This is a genomic window from Flavobacterium sp. GSA192 (assembly GCF_006386525.1).
GTDB classification, from domain to species: domain Bacteria; phylum Bacteroidota; class Bacteroidia; order Flavobacteriales; family Flavobacteriaceae; genus Flavobacterium; species Flavobacterium commune.
Window position 1 is genome coordinate 817,753 of the sequence record NZ_VAHC01000001.1, and the last position, 18,587, is coordinate 836,339.

The window sequence follows — 18,587 nt, forward strand, 5'->3', positions numbered from 1 at the left end:
TTTCAAAGAGAATTGATGATTTCGATATAATTTTCTTTGGCTTCATCGGCGGTGATATGGCTTATTTGCATCCAGGCATTGATTTTAAAGGCATCTCTAAGGTGGAAATTAGAAGTTTGTCTTATTTCTACAGTACCAATTGTAGCTTGTTTGTAATAGGCATAAAGTCGCAACTGGACATCTTGAGGTAAAGATGCTTGAGTCATTTTAGAGGCCTTTTCAACCGCTTCATTAAATCGAGTATCTAAATCTTTTTTAGTCATTTATGATTCTTTTGTTGCAATAATAGTTTTTCCTCCAATGGCTTTTTGATTGAGTACCACATTTACAGGAGTACCTAAAGGTAAAAATAAATCTACTCTGGAACCAAATTTAATAAAGCCGGCATCAGTACCCTGAACGACCTGCATTCCTTCCTGTGCATAATTTACAATTCGGCGTGCTAATGCTCCTGCAATTTGACGGTATAAAACAGCACCAAAACTATTGTTTTCTATTACAACAGTAGTTCTTTCGTTTTCTTCACTGGCTTTTGGATGCCAGGCTACTAAGAATTTACCGGGATGGTATTTGCTGAATTTTATAATTCCGCTCATGGCATATCGAGTAACATGTACATTTATTGGGGACATAAAGATAGAAACCTGAAGACGTTTGTCTTTGAAATATTCTCCTTCGTAAACTTCTTCAATAACAACCACTTTTCCATCAACAGGAGCCAGGATTTGTTTGTCGTTGATAATTACAGTTCTTTTTGGGTTTCTAAAGAATTGTAATACAATAATTAAAATTAAGAAAGCAAAGATTTCAACCGACATTCTTAACCAATTGATGTCAATAAATTTGTCCGCAAGTAATAGTGTAACTACCGTAAAAACGGTTGCTAATAAAATAGATGGAGCTCCTTCTTTATGAAACATAATTTAAAATTTGATAAAATAAAAATATAATTGGTGCTACAAATATAACACTATCTAGTCTATCTAGTACGCCTCCGTGTCCGGGCATGATATTTCCGCTGTCTTTTACTCCTGCAATTCGTTTGAATTTAGATTCAATCAAATCGCCTATTGTTCCAAATATCCCTACAATAGTTGCAATAGAAGTCCAAATCAGTATGGATTGTGCGCTGAATTCAGGTTTGGCTTTGATGTAGTATTTTGAAATTAAATAACCGGCTAAAATGGCAAAAAGTATTCCGCCTATAAATCCTTCGATAGTTTTTTTAGGAGAGATGCGTTCGAATAATTTGTTTTTTCCAATGGATTTCCCAACAACATAAGCAAAAGAGTCATTGGTCCAGATTAAAATAAATAAACCAATAATGATTTTAGGATTGTAGTCTTTTATTCCGAAAGAAATTTTAGTTATAAATACAAATGGAAGAATGATGTAACCAAATAGATAAAGGTATTTTGATGAGGTACTTATTTTTTGAATATTATCATAAAATAAAAAAAGAATACATTTTACCGATACAACTAATGTGGTTGCTAATAAAATGATATTCATTTGCTGAATATTGATTGTGATTTCAATAGTAGAGCCCAAAAAGGCATTGATTGTTTGAGTAGTAATTTTATTGTAATGACTAATTAGTGTAATGCCGGAATAAAGCAAAAAACCTGCTATTAGCGGCAGGGTTTTGTTAACCTGAGTTAAATTGCAAAATTCATATATGGCTATCATTAGAAATACACCAAAAAGTATAAAAAAACTTTCGGTTGAGTATAAAATAGAAGTTATTAATAATAAGATGTAAATAGCTCCTGATATAGACCTTTTTAGAGTTTCATTCATTTTAAAGATCTTCTAAAAGCAATAAATAAAGATTTTTAGCCGAACTTCCATATTGGGTAAAGTCCTCTTCTTTTGCTTTTTCAAAATATTTTATAGCCGTAATATTGGTAGGATAATCTCTTTCGTATTTCTTTTTTATAGCACTAAGTCCGTCGCTTTTCATAGCGAGAATTTGACTTGTAGTTGCTAAAACTACAATGTTAGTAGGTAATTCGTTTGGTTTGTGCTGTTTGATTTGTTTTGATGAAAAAAGTATAGAGCCTTCCTCAGCAATCAAATTTTCGCAACTTGATAATAGAAATTTAGGATTAGCAGGTTTGGTATAGTTTAATTTGTTTTCATCCAAAAGTCCAAATAAGTTTGAATCATAACATAATACTTCGCTTTCAAACCAGTCGTTTTCTTCTAATATATTTTCAAATTGGTCTTTTACTTCCTGAGCATTTTCACAGTACAAGAATTTACCTCCATTTTTTTTAAAATTGTAGATAAATCGTTCATCAACAGAGATATTGTTATCAGGAAAGAAATTATTATTCTGACTTTCTTTTTCCTCATCTGAAGCTGAAATACTAGATCCAAAAAGTTTTCTAAAAAGACTCATATTTTGTAGGGTACTTGATATGTTATTTGTAACCGTCCAAAGATAAAAAAATCTTAATTCAAAACGCGGTTTTGAATTAAGATTTTAAATAATTTATGTCAACTGACTAATTAAGAGACTACTTCTTCCAAATTTTTGTCAAAACTTCTTTTTCCGAAAATAGCTTCTAAATCGTCTTTGAAAATGACTTCTTTTTCGATAAGAATATCAGCAAGCTGATTTAGTTTGTCTTTATTCTCTTCTAAAATTTGAATCGCTCTCTGGTATTGACTTTCGATAAGTGCTGATATTTCGGCATCTATCACTTTTGCTGTTTCATCTGAATATGGTTTTGAGAAACTGTATTCGCTTTGACCTGATGAATCATAATAGGTAACATTTCCTATTTTGTCATTCAAACCATAGATAGTAACCATAGCGCGAGCCTGTTTGGTTACTTTTTCCAAATCACTTAATGCACCGGTTGAAATACGGTTAAACGTTACTTTTTCGGCAGCTCTACCTCCCATAGTAGCACACATTTCGTCCAGCATTTGGTCAGGACGAACAATTTGGCGTTCTTCCGGTAAGTACCATGCCGCTCCTAAACTTTGTCCACGAGGAACAATAGTTACTTTGATTAATGGAGCTGCATGCTCTAACATCCAGCTAACTGTAGCGTGACCCGCTTCGTGAATGGCAATTGCTTTTTTCTCTTCCGGAGTGATGATTTTGTTTTTCTTTTCTAAACCACCTACAATACGGTCAACAGCGTCAAGGAAATCTTGTTTGTCAACAGCAGTTTTATTGTTTCTTGCAGCAATCAAGGCTGCTTCGTTACACACATTAGCAATATCGGCACCTGAGAATCCCGGAGTTTGTTTGGCTAAAAAGTCTAAGTCTAAGCCTTCTACTTTTTTCAAAGGAGCTAAGTGCACTTTGAAAATTTCAGCACGCTCGCGAATGTCTGGTAAATCGACAAATATTTGTCTGTCAAAACGTCCGGCGCGCATTAAAGCTTTGTCTAAAACATCGGCTCTGTTTGTTGCAGCCAGAACAATTACGTTAGAGTTGGAACCAAAACCATCCATTTCGGTTAGTAATTGGTTCAGAGTGTTTTCTCTTTCGTCATTTCCGCCTGACATGCTGTTTTTTCCTCTGGCTCTACCTACGGCATCAATTTCGTCAATAAAAATGATTGCCGGTGATTTTTCTTTGGCTTGTTTGAATAAATCACGAACTCTGGAAGCTCCTACACCTACAAACATTTCGACAAAATCAGAACCTGATAAAGAGAAAAACGGAACCTGAGCTTCTCCGGCTACAGCCTTAGCTAATAATGTTTTTCCTGTTCCTGGAGGTCCTACAAGTAATGCTCCTTTTGGGATTTTACCTCCAAGATTGGTGAATTTTTCAGGGTTTTTAAGGAATTCAACAATTTCCTGAATTTCTTCTTTGGCACCTTCTAATCCGGCAACATCCTTAAATGTGGTTTTAACATCGTTTTTTTCGTCAAAAAGTCTGGCTTTTGATTTTCCAATGTTAAAGATTTGTCCGCCACCACCAGCGCCACCACCTGACATCTTGCGCATGATGAAAATCCATACTCCAATGATGATGATTACAGGAAGTAAGCTGATTAGTATATCAGACCAATTGCTGGCTTCCTTAAAGTCGTAATCGACTAATTTTTTTTCAGCTTTAGCTCTGTCAAGTTTTTCCTGAAATGATTTTAAATCACCAAATTTTGTAGTGTAATGTGGCCCTTTATTAGGTCGGTCAAAGATGTCTTTGGCTACAGCTTTGTTGGCGGGATCTTTTAATCCTGCATCAGAAAGGTAGATTTCAGCATCTTTATTGTTAAAAATAATGACGTTTTTAATTTGACCTTTTGTCAACATATTATCTATGTTAGACGATTTTAATTGAGCAGGCTCCTGTAAGCTGGAACTACCAGTTACGAAGCTAATAAATAAGAAAATAAGCAGTATGCTTGTATAAACCAGCCAAGGACTTATTCTGAATTTATTAGAATTGGGGTTGTTATCTTTTGCCATAGTTATTCTGTCTTGCTTTTAGTATTTGTTTGCAATTGTAGTAATTTTTGCATCTCCCCACAAACTTTCGATGTTGTAATATTCTCTAATTTGTTTTTGAAAAACATGAACCACAATGTTAACATAATCCATAAGTACCCATTCGGCATTGTCAGTCCCTTCAACATGCCAAGGCTTGTCTTTAATTTCTTTAGAAACAATTTTTTGAATGGAGTTAACAATTGCGTTAACCTGAGTATTTGAATTTCCGTTGCAGATAACAAAATAGTCGCAAACTGCGGTGTCGATTTCTCTAAGATCGAGAATATCTATATCATTTCCTTTTACTTCTTCTATTCCTTTGATAATGTTTGCCAATAGGTCATCATTATTTACAGTCTTTTTTGCCATGAATTATTTTTATAATAAGTGTGTAAAGTTACCATTTTTTGTGATTATTTTTGAACCTTAACATAATATTAAATAATGTTACAAAAATAATTGCTAATGAAACTAATCAAACTCGATGCCATAGATTCTACAAACGATTTTCTTAAAGGATTATCGGCAACTGATGAGCTTGAAAACTTTACTGTTGTTACAGCCGAAAATCAAACTAAAGGGCGAGGGCAGATGGGGGCTGTGTGGAATTCTGAAAAGTCTAAAAACCTAATAATGAGTGTTTTTATAAAGGATTTGTTGGTGAGTGCAGAGGAGATTTATAATTTTAATGTAGCTACAGCTTTAGCAATAATTGAGGTTTTGAAAACTTATAAAATTCAAAATTTAAGTATAAAATGGCCTAACGACATTATGTCAGCTAATTTTAAAATTGCTGGTATTTTAATCGAGAATAATTTTAAAAGTAACGGCAGTATTTCTTCAATTATTGGAATAGGTTTGAATGTTAATCAAACTAATTTTGAAAATCTTCCTAAAGCTTCTTCAATGGCAGTTATTGCCAATTCGACTTTTGATAAAGACGAATTACTTATTTTAATTGTTGAGCGATTAAAAGTAAATTTAGCATTTATTGGTTCAAATCCTGATTATTTATGGGCTCAATACACTAATCATTTGTTTAAAAAAGAATTTCCGATGGCTTTTAAGTTAGAAACTGAGAAAGTTTTTATGGGAATTATACAAGGAGTTTCTAAAAAGGGAAAATTGATTGTTTTGTTAGAAGATGATCGAGTTGTTGAGTATGGACTTAAAGAAATTCAAATGCTTTATTGAGTTTTTTTACCTTTTTTAGACAACTTTGGTTGCCTGTTTAGTAGTTTTTCTTGCCTTATTTAGAATGTTTTTGTTTAATTGTTTAAAAAAATATAGTCTGTTTTAAAAATTTAATGTATTGGTTTTTAGTGTTTTGAATTTTTTTTTGGTTATAAATGTTGTATTTACATTTAAAAAAATGATGTAGATAAGTATTTTTATTTTACTTTTGGATTTCGTTTTTCGTAAAAAAAGTGATGAAATAAAATTGATGCACTATTTTATAATTGGAATTATAGCGAAATTCTGAAGTGATAAATCCTAACGTTTGGATATTCTTAAAATTGAGAATAGAAAACATTTGATGTTAAGATTTAGATTCTGAAAAATAATTTAAAACTAAAATCTATAACTAACTAAAAACAACTTTTTCTTATGAGCTCAAGTCTCGAATTTGCAGATTATGCAGTATTTATTGTCTACTTTCTAGTAGTCTCAATCTACGGATATATTATTTATCGCAAGCGCGAAAAAAACGAACACGATGCTAAGGCGTATTTCTTAGCCGAAGGAACATTAACCTGGTGGGCTATTGGAGCTTCGTTAATTGCTTCTAACATTTCAGCTGAGCAGTTTATCGGAATGAGTGGTGAAGGATTCTTTTTAGGAATTGCTGTAGCTGCTTACGAATGGGTTGCTGCTATCGCGTTAATTATTATCGCTATTTGGTTTATTCCTGTTTATTTGAAAAACAAGATTTACACCATGCCACAATTCTTAAAAACAAGATACAACGAAACTACAGCTTTGATTATGGCTGTTTTCTGGTTGTTTTTGTATGTTTTTGTGAACTTAACCTCTATTTTATATTTAGGAGCTGTTGCCATTAACGGATTAGCAGGAGGAGATTTTCTTCATGTTATTATGTTAGGATTGGCTGTTTTTGCTTTGATTATCTCTCTTGGAGGTATGAAAGTAGTAGCTTATACCGACGTTATTCAGGTGGCTGTATTAATCATTGGAGGTTTGGTGACTTCTTATATCGCTCTAACTACCGTAGGAGAATATTTTGGTGTTGGTAAAGATGCTATCGCAGGATTCAACGTATTGATGGAAAAAGCTCCTGAGCATTTCAAAATGATTATTCCAAGGCCAACGGCTACTTCTACACAGTTAGAAATTGATAAATACCTTACTTTTCCGGGAATGTTGTCTTATTTAGCAGGTATCTGGATTATCAACCTGAACTATTGGGGATGTAACCAATATATCACACAAAGAGCCTTGGGTGCTGATTTACAAACAGCACGTACCGGTATTTTGTTTGCAGGATTATTAAAATTATTAATGCCTGTAATTGTAATGTTACCGGGTATTGCTGCTTATGTATTGTACCAGGGGGGACACTTACCACAATTAGTTGGTGGAAAAGACGGAGCTTATTCGGCTATGTTGACTTTCTTGCCAACAGGATTAAAAGGATTATCGGTTGCGGCTTTAACTGCTGCTATTGTGGCATCGTTAGCGGGTAAAGTAAACAGTATTTCGACTATTTATACTTTAGACGTTCACAAAAAGTACATTCAAAAAAATGCTTCCGACAGAGCTCAGGTAAACATTGGTCGTTATGCCGTTTTTGCTTCTATGGTTTTGGCTGTATTGTTTACATGGAATGATGTTCTGGGAATCGGTGGAGTTGGTGGATTTACCTATATCCAAAAATACACAGGATTTATTAGCCCTGGAGTATTTGCTATGTTCTTCTTAGGAATGTTCTGGAAAAGAACTACAGGTACAGCGGCTATTGTTGGGGTAATTGCAGGTTTCTTATTGTCTGTTTTATTCAACGAATACGCTCCGGCTATGTTTGGAAACGAAACGTTATTGTACACAGCCTGGCCAAATGGTAAAGGTGGTTTCGAAATTCCGTTTCACATTTGTATGGGATTATCATTTGCCTTTACAATGTTGTTAATGATTGGAATCAGTTTTGCCGGACCAAAAGTGAATCCTAAAGCATTCGAATTAGATACTGAAATGTTTAAGGTAAAACCACAAACTACAGTATTAATTATTATTACTTTATTAATTATTGCTGCTTTGTACGTGAAGTTCTGGTAGTGTATTTAATAATTTATATTTTTAAAAAGTGCGAACTAATAAAAATTAGTTCGCACTTTTTTTATATTCTAAATCGGTTTCCTTAGTAAAAATCTACGTTTGAAAAAGTCGATGAATTTATGAGATTAACTAATTTTATTATATCTTGTGCTGTTCAATTTTAATCAAGAGACTTAATATTTAAATTCTATATTTTGAGACATTTAACTTTAGTACTAACACTGTTTTTTTCTTCATTTATTAGTTTTTCACAAGATTACTCAGTGCGATTTCTTGATATTTCGGATGGATTGTCTAACAATTCCATTACTACAATTTACCAGGATAAGGAAGGTTATATGTGGTTTGGTACTTACGATGGTTTAAATCGGTATGATGGCTATACCTTTAAGATATTTAGAAACGAAATTAATAATGAGAATTCACTATCAAATAACACAATCTATACGTTAGACGGAGATTCAAATAGAAATATTTGGATAGGAGGAAATAAAGGAGCATCTGTTTATGATAAATCAAAAGCCTTGTTTTATCAGGTAAAATACAAACTAAAAGAAGATGGAGCAGCTCTTATTTTAAAAAATGCGGTGCATCAGATAAAAGCGGTTTCGGCTGATTTAGTAGTGTTAGCAACGCAAAATGCCGGATTATTGGTTTTTGAAAATGGTTCATTTGTTGGCAAAACTATTCCCATAACAAAATTGAAAAATCCTTATAATTATGATGTATTAGGTGTTCAAAAAGATAAAAAAGGAAATGGATTATGGTTGTATGTTAGGGATTTAGGGGTTTGTTATTATAGTTTTAATACTAAAAAAATAAAATTGATTACTCCTTTAATTATGGAGGTCAAGTGTATGGAAAATGATACAAGTGGCAATCTTTGGATTGGGACTGATGAAGGTCTTTTTCTGTTTAATACCAGCACTTTTTTAATTTCAAAAAATTATTTTTCAAATAAAAATTCGATAACGAATATTCTGAGAGATAAGAAAAATCAATTTTGGTTTGCTACTGATTGTTGTGGAATTTATGTTTTAGACAGGGCGAATCAAAAAGTAGTTCCTTTTAGCAAGGGTAATTCTCAGCAAATTATTAAGAGTAGTGCTGTTTGGAGTGTTTACGAAGATCATTTTGGAAATGTATGGTTTGGGACACTTCGAGGTGGAATTAGTATGATAAGTGCTGCTCCCAAATATTTTAAAACTGTAAAATACAATGCGAAAGAAAATAATCTGGCTCAAAATTTTATTTTGTCCGGTTGTGAAGATGAAAAACAAAATTTATGGATTGGAACTGATGGAGCGGGATTGCGTTATTGGAATAGAAAAACAAATACTTATACCGTTTATAACAATAATCCCAATTCGGCAAATGCTATTTCAAGTAATTTTATTACCAGTGTTATTTGTGATAGTAATAAGGAAATTTGGTTATCAACCTGGGCTGGCGGAGTTAACCGAATCAATCCTAAGACCAATTCAATAAGTCGTTATTCCTGTTATAATCCGTTTACAAAACAGATAGAGAAAAATGTTTGGTTGGTTTATGAGGATGCACAAAAAAATATTTGGGCAAGTGCCACAAATGAAGGTTGTTTGTATCTTTTTGATTCTATTAAAAAAACGTTTTTACTCTACAATAAAAACATTAACAATTTACAGTGTCTGACTCAAACTAGTGATGGTAAATTGTGGGGAGGTAACTATACTTCTATTGTGTGCATAGATAAAGCGCGTAAAAAACATTACAAAGTTAATATTGGTTATCCTGTTCGTGCTATTCATGAAGACAGAAAAAAACAACTTTGGGTAGCTACACAAGAAGGCGGTTTATTGTTGTTTAACAGAAAAAACAATAGCTTCAAAAGGTTTACCACAGCCGATGGATTGGCTTCTAATACTGTTTTGAGAATATTAGAAGATAAAAAAGGTGATTTGTGGATGAGTACCTATAATGGTTTGAGCAGCTTAGATACTGAAACGAATACTTTTAGAAGTTTTTCTAAAAATGATGGATTACAAAGCAATCAGTTTAGTTTTAATGCCGCTTTAAAATTGACTTCGGGTGAGTTTTTCTTTGGAGGAATTAATGGATTTAACCTGTTTTATCCTGAATTGATAAAAGATGAAGTTTCGAATACTAAGATTCTTCTTTCGGATTTGAATGTAAATAATGAACCTATTGCCACTAAGCCTGATTTAATTTCGGAATGGACGTCTAAGCACCAAATCAAAGAAATTCGATTGCCTTATGATCAGACTACTTTATCGATTGAGTTTGTGGCTTTGGATTATTCGAGCGCCGATAAAATTAATTATGCTTATTTTCTGGAAGGCTGGGACGATCAATGGAGTAATGCCGGACAGAACAGAAAGGCTAATTATCCGCATCTTTCTGAAGGAACCTATCTTTTTAAAGTAAAGACCTCTAATTTTCAGGATGAATTAAGTAAGGCTGAGACTTTGATTCGAATAGTAGTTTTGCCACCTTGGTACAGAACCTGGTGGGCTTATCTTTTATATTTTATAATTGGGGGAGCTATTATTTACAATTATGTAAGGTATAGTAAATACAAAGAAAGATTAAAGTATAAGGTTAGAATAGCCGAATTAGAAAGGGAAAAAGAGAAAGAAATTGCCGAAAAACAATCGTCGATGTTTACTTATATTTCTCATGAATTCCGCACACCGCTTTCGTTGATTATAAATCCTTTGAAAAAAGTAATTAAAAAGGAGGAAGTTCAAAATGATTCTTCTAAGGGTGATTTGCAAATTGCCTATAGAAATGCAAGACGACTTTTAAGTTTAGTAGATCAATTGTTGCTTTTCCGTAAGGCTGAAAATGATGCCGATGTATTGCGATTGTCAGCAATTAATATGAACGATTTATGTCAGGAAGTATATCAGTGTTTTGTAACGCAGGCCAGAGATAAAGCTATCAATTATGCAATTGAAATTCCTGATGAGGCACTTCAAATTGTAGGAGATTATGAAAAGATTGAAATTTCATTGTTTAATTTAGTTTCCAATGCTTTTAAATACACCCCCGACGGAGGAAGTATTACTGTTAAATTGACTCAAACAGAAAAAGAAGTATCGGTTGCTATTGCTGATACCGGTTCCGGAATTGACCAGCAAAATATTCAAGCCATTTTTGAAAAATTCAAACAGTTAGATTCAAAAGTTGCCGTAAGTACGGGTTTTGGAATTGGATTGTATATTGTGAAGTATTTTGTAGATAAACACAAGGGAACTGTTGTTTGTGAAAGCGAATTGGGTAAAGGAAGTTGTTTTACATTGACATTTTTAAAAGGGCAGCAGCATTTTGATGATTTGCCAATAAGTTCGAGTGCTCCTAAAATGAGTGAATTACTAGAAGAGCTTATAGTCGATGATTTTGATGATAAAAATGAATTAAAGAAGGAAAATGCGGATGAAGAATTCAATAAAGAAATACTGACTGATAAGAAATCGGTATTGATTATTGACGATAATGCCGAAATTCGAAATTATTTAATTCAGTTGTTTTCCCAAACTCATTTGGTTTATAATGCTGTAAATGGTCATGAAGGTTTAAAAATGACCGAAAAATACATGCCAGATATTGTTATTTCGGATATTGCGATGGAGGTAATGGATGGATTGGAATTGTGTAGAAAAATAAAAGAAAGTGAGCAATTGTCACATATACCGGTTGTGTTGTTAACAGCTACTAATAATCCAGAGACCCATTTGCAAGGAATAACCGATGGAGCAGATGATTATATTACCAAGCCATTTGATGATGATTTGCTTTTGGCACGTGTAGATACTTTATTGAGAAACAGAGGTAATTTAAGGAGGTATTTCTTAGATAGTATTACCTTAAAGGAGAACTCTCAAAAAGTTCCGGCAGAATATCAGGAATTTTTAAAACGATGTATTGATATTATCGAAGCTAATATGGGTAATCGTGATTTTACAATTAAGAATTTTGCTCTCGAAATGGGAATGAGTCATCGTACTTTATATACAAAAATCAAGATAATTTCGGGAGAAACTTTAAATGCTTTTATTCGTTCCATTCGTTTGCGAAGAGCTGCAATGTTGTTGCTTACCGAAAACATGAATATATCTCAGGCAAGTGCCGAAGTAGGATTTGAAGATCAAAAATACTTCAGACAGCAATTTGTCAAACTTTTTGGTATGACTCCTTCCTTATATGTAAAAAAATATAAAGATTCTTTTAACAAAGATTTGAATGTTATTAAGTAGTTATTGTTCTGCTGTATAATAAATTTCGAGTATTCTCTTTTTTAAAATCAAATAATAAACATATTTCAGGTAATCCTAATCTTATTAATAATAAGGTTGGGATTTTTTGTTAATATGGAAATTATATAACTTATAATTTGTGTATAAGTCAAATAAAGTCAGATTTTTTTGTTGAATTGTCTTTTTTGAACGTTTTGTCCTTGTCGTTTTCAATTTTACCCTTCTTTTTTTTCGAAAATCCCCCCTATTGATAATGCTATTAAGTCATTTCTTTGCTAGGATGATAGTTTATTATTTCAGACTTGAGGTTTGTTTTAAGTTAAATTATCATAAAAAATAATCACACACTATATTATTAACCAGACTAACAAAAACTAAAGCTTATGAAAAGTATAGGAACTCAATAAAATGATGTATTACTATAAAAAATTAGAACTACTATTAAAATCAAAAGGTTGTTTATAGCATTATATAGACGACAACAAAAACTAAAATCAATGATATGAAAAAACTCTCGTATTTATTTTTATTTACATTTTTTGCACTCCTTTTTACAGGATGTCAGGAAGATGAACCAAGTTTTCCTTCATCTGAAAATCCAACAGTTGAAGTATTGACAAATGAAATTTATGGAGCTCCAAATAGAAAATTTGAAATCAAAGCGACTTTAAATGATGATTTAGGTCTAAAGAGTGTTAGAATTGAAATTCCGGAATTGAGTTTAGATAAAACAATCAATTTTGCCACGGAACCTCTTTTGACTACCTATGATTTGAGTTATTTCTTTGAAGTCCCAGCTGATAGAGGAACATCAGAGGCTTTTAAAATTAAATTAACAATTACAGATGTTTCCGGTAACGAAATTGATCAGGAGATTGATTTACGTTTGGATGGCGAATTTAGTGCTCCTGCAATTAGCATGATTACTCCTAAAGAAGGTGCAGTGATTTTATTATCATCCAGTACTGAATTACCGGTTAATTTTGTTGTGAATGACGATTCAGGAATTGATTATATCGAAGTAAAATGTGAAGCTTTAAATATTGATGAATTGATTCAGTTAACAGGTTCTCCGCAGTCATACACATTTAACAAAACTTATAATTTGCCTGTAACTGCTGCCCAATATGTTTTGACTATTACTGCAAAAGATAAATTTGCAATTCCTAATATGGGAACAATGAACATTAACATTGTAGCAACTAATGAATATCCGGCAATATATTTATGTGACCAGCCTAAAGGAACTAATCTTACTACTGATGCAGTAGGTGTGCCTATGTATTTCCATACTAAAGTAGGACAGGACTTTGAATTCAAATATTATGCGGATACTGATAATAAAGAAATTTATTTCTTAGGACAGGAATCTGATTTTGCACCACATTGTTTTGGTTTAAATGCTTCGGGAGATTTAGTGGATGATGTGGCTTCGTCTGCCATTGTTTTACCTACAAAAGGCTATTATAAAATCAAAGTTAATCCAAGTACTTTAGATTATACGGTAACTAAATATACTCCTACAAGTTATGTTTGGGCAAATATTGCTAACGGTTTATGGCATGATGATGAAACTCAAAGAAGACCTTTTGTGAGTATTGCTGGTGGAGGAATTCAAGGTGCTAACTGGGATACCTGGAATGCTTGGGTTCAAACAAGTTTACATTTGGCTAATAATCCAAACAATCCATATCAATTAGTAGGTGAATATACACTTACAGGTACAATGGAAGGAACTTTTACAGGTCAGTGGTGGAGTCCATCCTGGAGATTGATTAAAAATGGTATTGCTACCATGTCGCCGGGTTCAAATGGAAATGCTAAATATCCTGCTGCTCCGGGTGTTTATAAAGTGATTTTGGATACCGAATTAGAAAGAGCATTTATCACTAAAAAATAGTTTGTTATAGCTGATATAACATTAATTAATAAATTATCTTGATATGAAATATAAATTTATAGGCTTACTAATTGCTATTTTATGTAGCTCGGCAGCCTTTGCACAAATTACTGTAAAAGGTACTGTTAAGGACAAGACCGCTATTCCTATTCCGGGGGTAAATGTTTTTGTAAAAGGAACTCAAACTTCAGTTTCTACTGATTTTGATGGGAAATTTGCAATCGTAGTTCCTAATAAAGAAGCACAAATTGAGTTTTCTTTTATTGGGTTTGCTACACAAACAATTAAAGTAGATCAAAAAACAACATTTGATGTTGTATTATTGGAAGACAATCAGGCATTAGAAGAAGTAGTAGTGGTAGGTTATGCTACCGTGAAAAAGAAAGATGTTACCAGCTCTATATCATCCGTAAAAGGCAAAGAACTTCAAACGATGACAGTAGGAAATGTTACTGAATCCCTACAAGGAAAAGTTTCAGGGGTTCAAATTACTGGGGCAGGTGGTCCTGGAGCTCAGCCAAGAGTATTGATTCGTGGAATTTCTACTGTAAATTTAAGTACTGATCCGCTTTATGTAGTAGATGGAATCCCAATGGGAACCAGCATCAATTTCTTAAGCAATAACGAAATTGAATCTATGGATGTACTTAAAGACGCTTCTGCAAGTGCTATTTATGGTTCTCGTGCATCTAACGGGGTTATTTTGATTACTACCAAAAAAGGTAAAGCCGGTAAAACAAAGTTTACTGTTGATATGAGTACAGGTTACCAAATTATGGAGAAGCCTTACAATATGGCCAATGCCGAAAATTATGCTACTATAATGAATACTGCTTATACTAATTCTGGGTATTCTGAATATTTACCTAATGCTGAACAATACAGAGGAAAAACTACTGATTGGTGGAAAGCAGGAATCAATAAAGCTTCATCAATAACCAATACTTCTATTGGAGTAACTGGAGGTTCTGAAAAAAATACTTATGCCATCAGTTTGAACTATTACAATTCAGATTCATTTTATGATATTGGAGGATGGGAAAGAGTAACTGCCAGAATTGCTAATGATTTTAAATTTACTGATAAATTTTCGGCAGGGATTACTTTAAATCCTCGTTATGAAACTTGGGGATCTCCAGGAAACTGGGCTGATTTTGTGAAGATTGATCCAATTACTCCTATCTACAAACCGGCAAGTCAATTAAACGGAACTGAAAATGAATATAGTATCTATGCACGTTCTCCATCGTATGTTTGGAATCCAGTAGCTACAGTTAGCCGATTTGATGATAATACTGATCAGTACAATTTAAATACAAATGGTTATTTGCAATACGAACCAATTAAAGGATTAATAATCCGTACACAAGGATCGATTGAAGTTGGAAATAGAGTGCAAAGTATATTCAGACCCGATTTTGTGATTGATGCAGCTCACGAAAAAGCTGAAATTAACAGTATTGAAAGAAGAGCAACTACTAATAGTGATTGGACATGGCAAACTACAGCAACTTATTCTAAAGCATTTGCTGAGAAACACAATACCTCTTTGATGGTTGGTAGTACAATGGAAGAGTACAATGGTAATGATGTATGGGGTTATGGAGAAGGAGTTCCTAATAACTCTGAGTCAATGAGAGAGCTAAATGCAGCAACTAAAAACCGTAACAGTGGGGGAAACAGATGGTCAAACTCTTTACTGTCATACATTTCTCGTTTTTCTTATAATTTCGACAGCAAATACTATTTAACAGCTTCATTTAGACGTGATGGTTCTTCTAAATTTATGGCTAACAACAAATGGGCTAATTTCCCGGCAGCATCAGTTTCCTGGAGAATTTCGAATGAAGATTTTATGACTAATGCCAACTCTGTATTTAATAATTTAACTTTTAGAGCAGGTTGGGGTAAAGTAGGAAATCAAAATTTACCTGCTTCTGTTTATCAGTCTAATATAGGACAAGGTTATTATGTTATTGATGGTCAGGTTGTAGATACTTCATATCCTTCAACAATGGCTAACAGAGACATTCGTTGGGAAACAGTTGAGGATATCAGTTTTGGTCTTGATTTTGGATTGTTCCAAAATAAAATCTCAGGATCATTAGAATATTATCAAAAGAAAACAAACGATATGTTGTTTCTTAAACAGTTCCCTACTTATAGTGGTTTTCCGGGATATTCTACCATTTGGACAAATGTAGGTTCTATGCAATCTAGCGGAATCGATTTATTATTATCTTATAAAGATACTAAAGGCGATTTCTCTTATGGTGTAGATGTAACATTTACCACTGTTGATGTTGAGATGTTGTCATTATCTACTAAAGGAGAAAAATTATATGGTGCGAGTAACAGAACAATAACTATTGAAGGTGATGAGCCAGGTTATTTTTATGGTTATGTTGCAGATGGTTTATTCCAGAATCAAACCCAATTGAATGCTCATACTGACGAACATGGAACTAAGTTACAGCCTTATGCACAACTAGGAGATACTCGTTTTAAAGATGTAAATGGTGACGGTAAATTAGATGATAAAGACCGTACAAAAATTGGTTCTCCTTGGGCTGATTACAATGTTGGTTTGAATTTGAATTTTGCTTATAAAAATTTCGATTTAGTGGCTAATTTCTATTCTAGTATCGGTAATGATTTGGTTAACCAAAATATTTCAGATTTATACAACGGTACCAGTTTAACTAACAAAGTGAGCGGATTAAACAACATGGCTTGGCATGGTGAGGGAACTTCTAATTACGTTCCTCGTTTGTCAAGAGATGATAACAACGAAAACTTTACAAAATTCTCTTCTTTCTATGTTGAAGATGGTTCTTTTGTACGTATGAAAAACCTTCAGTTAGGATATTCATTGTACAATAAATTTGGATTAGATAAATTAAGAATTTCATTATCAGGTCAAAATTTATGGACATGGACTAAATACACAGGAGTAGATCCTGAAGTAGGAGGAGGTGTTTTAGGATCAGGTTTTGGAGGCTGGAATTACCCGGTTCAACCAACAATTCTAATGGGGCTTAATGTAGCATTTTAATAATAAACGAATATGAAAAAAATACTAGTATCAATACTAACTTTTGCTGCTGTTGCAGTTTCTTGTAGTGATTTTATAGAGAAAGAAGCAAGAGGAACTCAAACTTTAGAAAATTACTTTCAAACAGCACAGGAATGTGAAAATTATACCAATGAATTAACCCAGCGATTATTGTTGGCAAAAGATTGGTACACTTTACTTGCGCCAAGATTAATTAACGAAACGGCGACTGATGATGCCTGGATGGGTAACACAGGTCAGGACAATGGTGCGTTTAGACCTTGTGCACAATATGTGGTAACTCCCGAAAATATGGGAGCTATGAATAGTATCTATACAGCACATTATTATACTATTCAATCAGCCAATATTGGTTTAGAGAGAATGGCTGTTGCGCCAATTACTGATGCTCAAAAAAATCAGTACATGGGAGAATCTTTATTCGTTCGTGCTTATTGTTATTACGAATTGGTAAACCTTTTTGGAGGAGTTCCTTTGTACACAAGATCTCTTGGAACAGGAGATTTGAATTTGTCTCGTAGTTCAGCTGCTGAAGTTTATGCTCAAATTGAAGCTGATCTTAAAGAATCGGCAGAAAAATTGGAAAACGTTACTGTATCAAGAAATGGTAGAATTAATAAATGGGCAGCTTATGCTTTATTAGCCCGAGTATCTTTGTTTCAGGAAAAATGGGCTGATGCAAAATTATATGCAACTAAAGTAATTGCAGAAGGACCTTTCCAGTTAGAAGAAAATTTCTTAGATATTTGGAGTGTAGATAACCATAACGGAATTGAATCCATTTTGGAAGCACAAACTTCATCAGTACAAGATAGAAACTTAGGTGCTGCTCTTCCTACTTTTTCTGGAGCCAGAGGAGAAGACAAGCAAAATTTCCCAAGTAATAGTACTGCCGATGTAATTGACGGATGGGGATGGTGTATGCCAACAAGTGACTTAGAAAACGCTTATATTTCAGAGGGTGATGTAATTCGTCGTAGAAGTACTATCACTAAATGGGGAGAAGCGGCTTATGGAGACGAAGTCTTGAATCCAACTCATAAGTTTAGTTTGAATGATAATAAATCAGGACGTATTTGTCGTAAATATTATATTCCTATCGCTACACGTCGTGCATTAGACAAGAAAGACGGACACTTACCATTGAATATTCCATTGATTCGTTTGGCCGAAATGTATCTTACAAGAGCTGAGGCTAATTATCACTTAAATGATGCCGGTGGAGCTATGGACGATATTAATGTAATTAGAGATCGTGTAGATTTACCTATAGTAGAAGGAATGGCCGGACCAAATCTTTTGAGAAAAATCTATAAAGAACGTCGTTTAGAATTAGCTTTTGAAGGATTGCGTTTGTTTGATATCAGAAGACAAAAAGATCCTGGCTCAGGAAAAAAAGTGATTGAAACTTTGATGGGACCTAACGGAACTTTTGTACAATACAATTTGAATTCAACTGATCCTTATGAAACTACTAATACAAGAGAAGCTCAGGATAAAGGAATTAATTTTGATCCGACGAAGCATTTGCTTTGGCCAATTCCTCAGATAGAAAGAGACTTAAGTAACGGTGTAATTACTCAAAATCCAAATTATTAAT

General features: G+C 33.3%; 12 protein-coding genes. 6 read left to right on the forward strand and 6 right to left on the reverse strand.

Annotation, left to right across the window (positions count from 1 at the left end; all coding sequences use genetic code 11):
• Positions 1-2 precede the first annotated feature (2 nt).
• From FDM27_RS03450 to rsfS, 6 genes are all read right to left on the reverse strand, one after another.
• On the reverse strand, positions 3-263 hold the full coding sequence (locus FDM27_RS03450) for an acyl-CoA-binding protein (RefSeq protein ID WP_071185345.1): 261 nt from the start codon (positions 261-263) through the stop codon (positions 3-5).
• A complete protein-coding gene (locus FDM27_RS03455) occupies positions 264-920 on the reverse strand; it encodes a phosphatidylserine decarboxylase family protein (protein ID WP_140485185.1) in 657 nt (218 codons plus the stop codon). It abuts the gene before it with no gap.
• Positions 910-1,800 (reverse strand): phosphatidate cytidylyltransferase, encoded by an 891-nt coding sequence (locus tag FDM27_RS03460; RefSeq protein ID WP_071185347.1) that lies wholly within the window; start codon positions 1,798-1,800, stop codon positions 910-912. The genes FDM27_RS03455 and FDM27_RS03460 overlap by 11 nt, the downstream gene beginning before the upstream one ends.
• A 1-nt stretch (position 1,801) precedes the next feature.
• The gene (locus FDM27_RS03465; protein WP_071185348.1) at positions 1,802-2,404 is read right to left on the reverse strand and encodes a lactate utilization protein B/C; all 603 of its coding nucleotides are present in this window, start codon (positions 2,402-2,404) and stop codon (positions 1,802-1,804) included.
• A gap of 110 nt (positions 2,405-2,514) precedes the next feature.
• Positions 2,515-4,440 carry an ATP-dependent zinc metalloprotease FtsH gene (gene ftsH / locus FDM27_RS03470; RefSeq protein WP_071185349.1) on the reverse strand — a complete coding sequence of 642 codons (1,926 nt, stop codon included), beginning with the start codon at positions 4,438-4,440 and terminating at the stop codon, positions 2,515-2,517.
• A gap of 18 nt (positions 4,441-4,458) precedes the next feature.
• Positions 4,459-4,830 carry a ribosome silencing factor gene (gene rsfS, locus FDM27_RS03475; RefSeq protein ID WP_071185350.1) on the reverse strand — a complete coding sequence of 124 codons (372 nt, stop codon included), beginning with the start codon at positions 4,828-4,830 and terminating at the stop codon, positions 4,459-4,461.
• A gap of 96 nt (positions 4,831-4,926) precedes the next feature.
• Between rsfS and FDM27_RS03480 the strand changes: the two genes are divergently transcribed.
• From FDM27_RS03480 to FDM27_RS03505, 6 genes are all read left to right on the forward strand, one after another.
• Positions 4,927-5,655, forward strand: coding sequence for a biotin--[acetyl-CoA-carboxylase] ligase (locus tag FDM27_RS03480; protein WP_071185351.1), 729 nt, complete (start codon positions 4,927-4,929; stop codon positions 5,653-5,655).
• Between the two features lie 414 nt (positions 5,656-6,069).
• The gene (locus FDM27_RS03485) at positions 6,070-7,755 is read left to right on the forward strand and encodes a sodium/sugar symporter (protein WP_140485186.1); all 1,686 of its coding nucleotides are present in this window, start codon (positions 6,070-6,072) and stop codon (positions 7,753-7,755) included.
• Positions 7,756-7,949: 194 nt separating this feature from the next.
• Complete coding sequence (locus tag FDM27_RS03490) at positions 7,950-12,011, forward strand: hybrid sensor histidine kinase/response regulator transcription factor (RefSeq protein WP_255510455.1); 4,062 nt, start codon at positions 7,950-7,952, stop codon at positions 12,009-12,011.
• A 502-nt stretch (positions 12,012-12,513) separates the two neighbouring features.
• Positions 12,514-13,911, forward strand: a complete 1,398-nt coding sequence (locus FDM27_RS03495) for a hypothetical protein (protein WP_140485188.1) — start codon at positions 12,514-12,516, stop codon at positions 13,909-13,911.
• Positions 13,912-13,954: 43 nt separating this feature from the next.
• Positions 13,955-16,966 carry a SusC/RagA family TonB-linked outer membrane protein gene (locus tag FDM27_RS03500; protein ID WP_071185355.1) on the forward strand — a complete coding sequence of 1,004 codons (3,012 nt, stop codon included), beginning with the start codon at positions 13,955-13,957 and terminating at the stop codon, positions 16,964-16,966.
• A gap of 12 nt (positions 16,967-16,978) precedes the next feature.
• Positions 16,979-18,586, forward strand: a complete 1,608-nt coding sequence (locus FDM27_RS03505) for a RagB/SusD family nutrient uptake outer membrane protein (RefSeq protein ID WP_071185356.1) — start codon at positions 16,979-16,981, stop codon at positions 18,584-18,586.
• Position 18,587: the final 1 nt, after the last annotated feature.

Coding starts and splice junctions, on each gene's coding strand:
- FDM27_RS03455 (WP_140485185.1), bottom strand. CDS start 920: ATGTTTCATAAAGAAGGAGCTCCATCTATTTTATTAGCAACCGTTTTT.
- FDM27_RS03500 (WP_071185355.1), top strand. CDS start 13,955: ATGAAATATAAATTTATAGGCTTACTAATTGCTATTTTATGTAGCTCG.
- FDM27_RS03460 (WP_071185347.1), bottom strand. CDS start 1,800: ATGAATGAAACTCTAAAAAGGTCTATATCAGGAGCTATTTACATCTTA.
- FDM27_RS03480 (WP_071185351.1), top strand. CDS start 4,927: ATGAAACTAATCAAACTCGATGCCATAGATTCTACAAACGATTTTCTT.
- FDM27_RS03495 (WP_140485188.1), top strand. CDS start 12,514: ATGAAAAAACTCTCGTATTTATTTTTATTTACATTTTTTGCACTCCTT.
- ftsH (WP_071185349.1), bottom strand. CDS start 4,440: ATGGCAAAAGATAACAACCCCAATTCTAATAAATTCAGAATAAGTCCT.
- FDM27_RS03465 (WP_071185348.1), bottom strand. CDS start 2,404: ATGAGTCTTTTTAGAAAACTTTTTGGATCTAGTATTTCAGCTTCAGAT.
- rsfS (WP_071185350.1), bottom strand. CDS start 4,830: ATGGCAAAAAAGACTGTAAATAATGATGACCTATTGGCAAACATTATC.
- FDM27_RS03505 (WP_071185356.1), top strand. CDS start 16,979: ATGAAAAAAATACTAGTATCAATACTAACTTTTGCTGCTGTTGCAGTT.
- FDM27_RS03450 (WP_071185345.1), bottom strand. CDS start 263: ATGACTAAAAAAGATTTAGATACTCGATTTAATGAAGCGGTTGAAAAG.
- FDM27_RS03485 (WP_140485186.1), top strand. CDS start 6,070: ATGAGCTCAAGTCTCGAATTTGCAGATTATGCAGTATTTATTGTCTAC.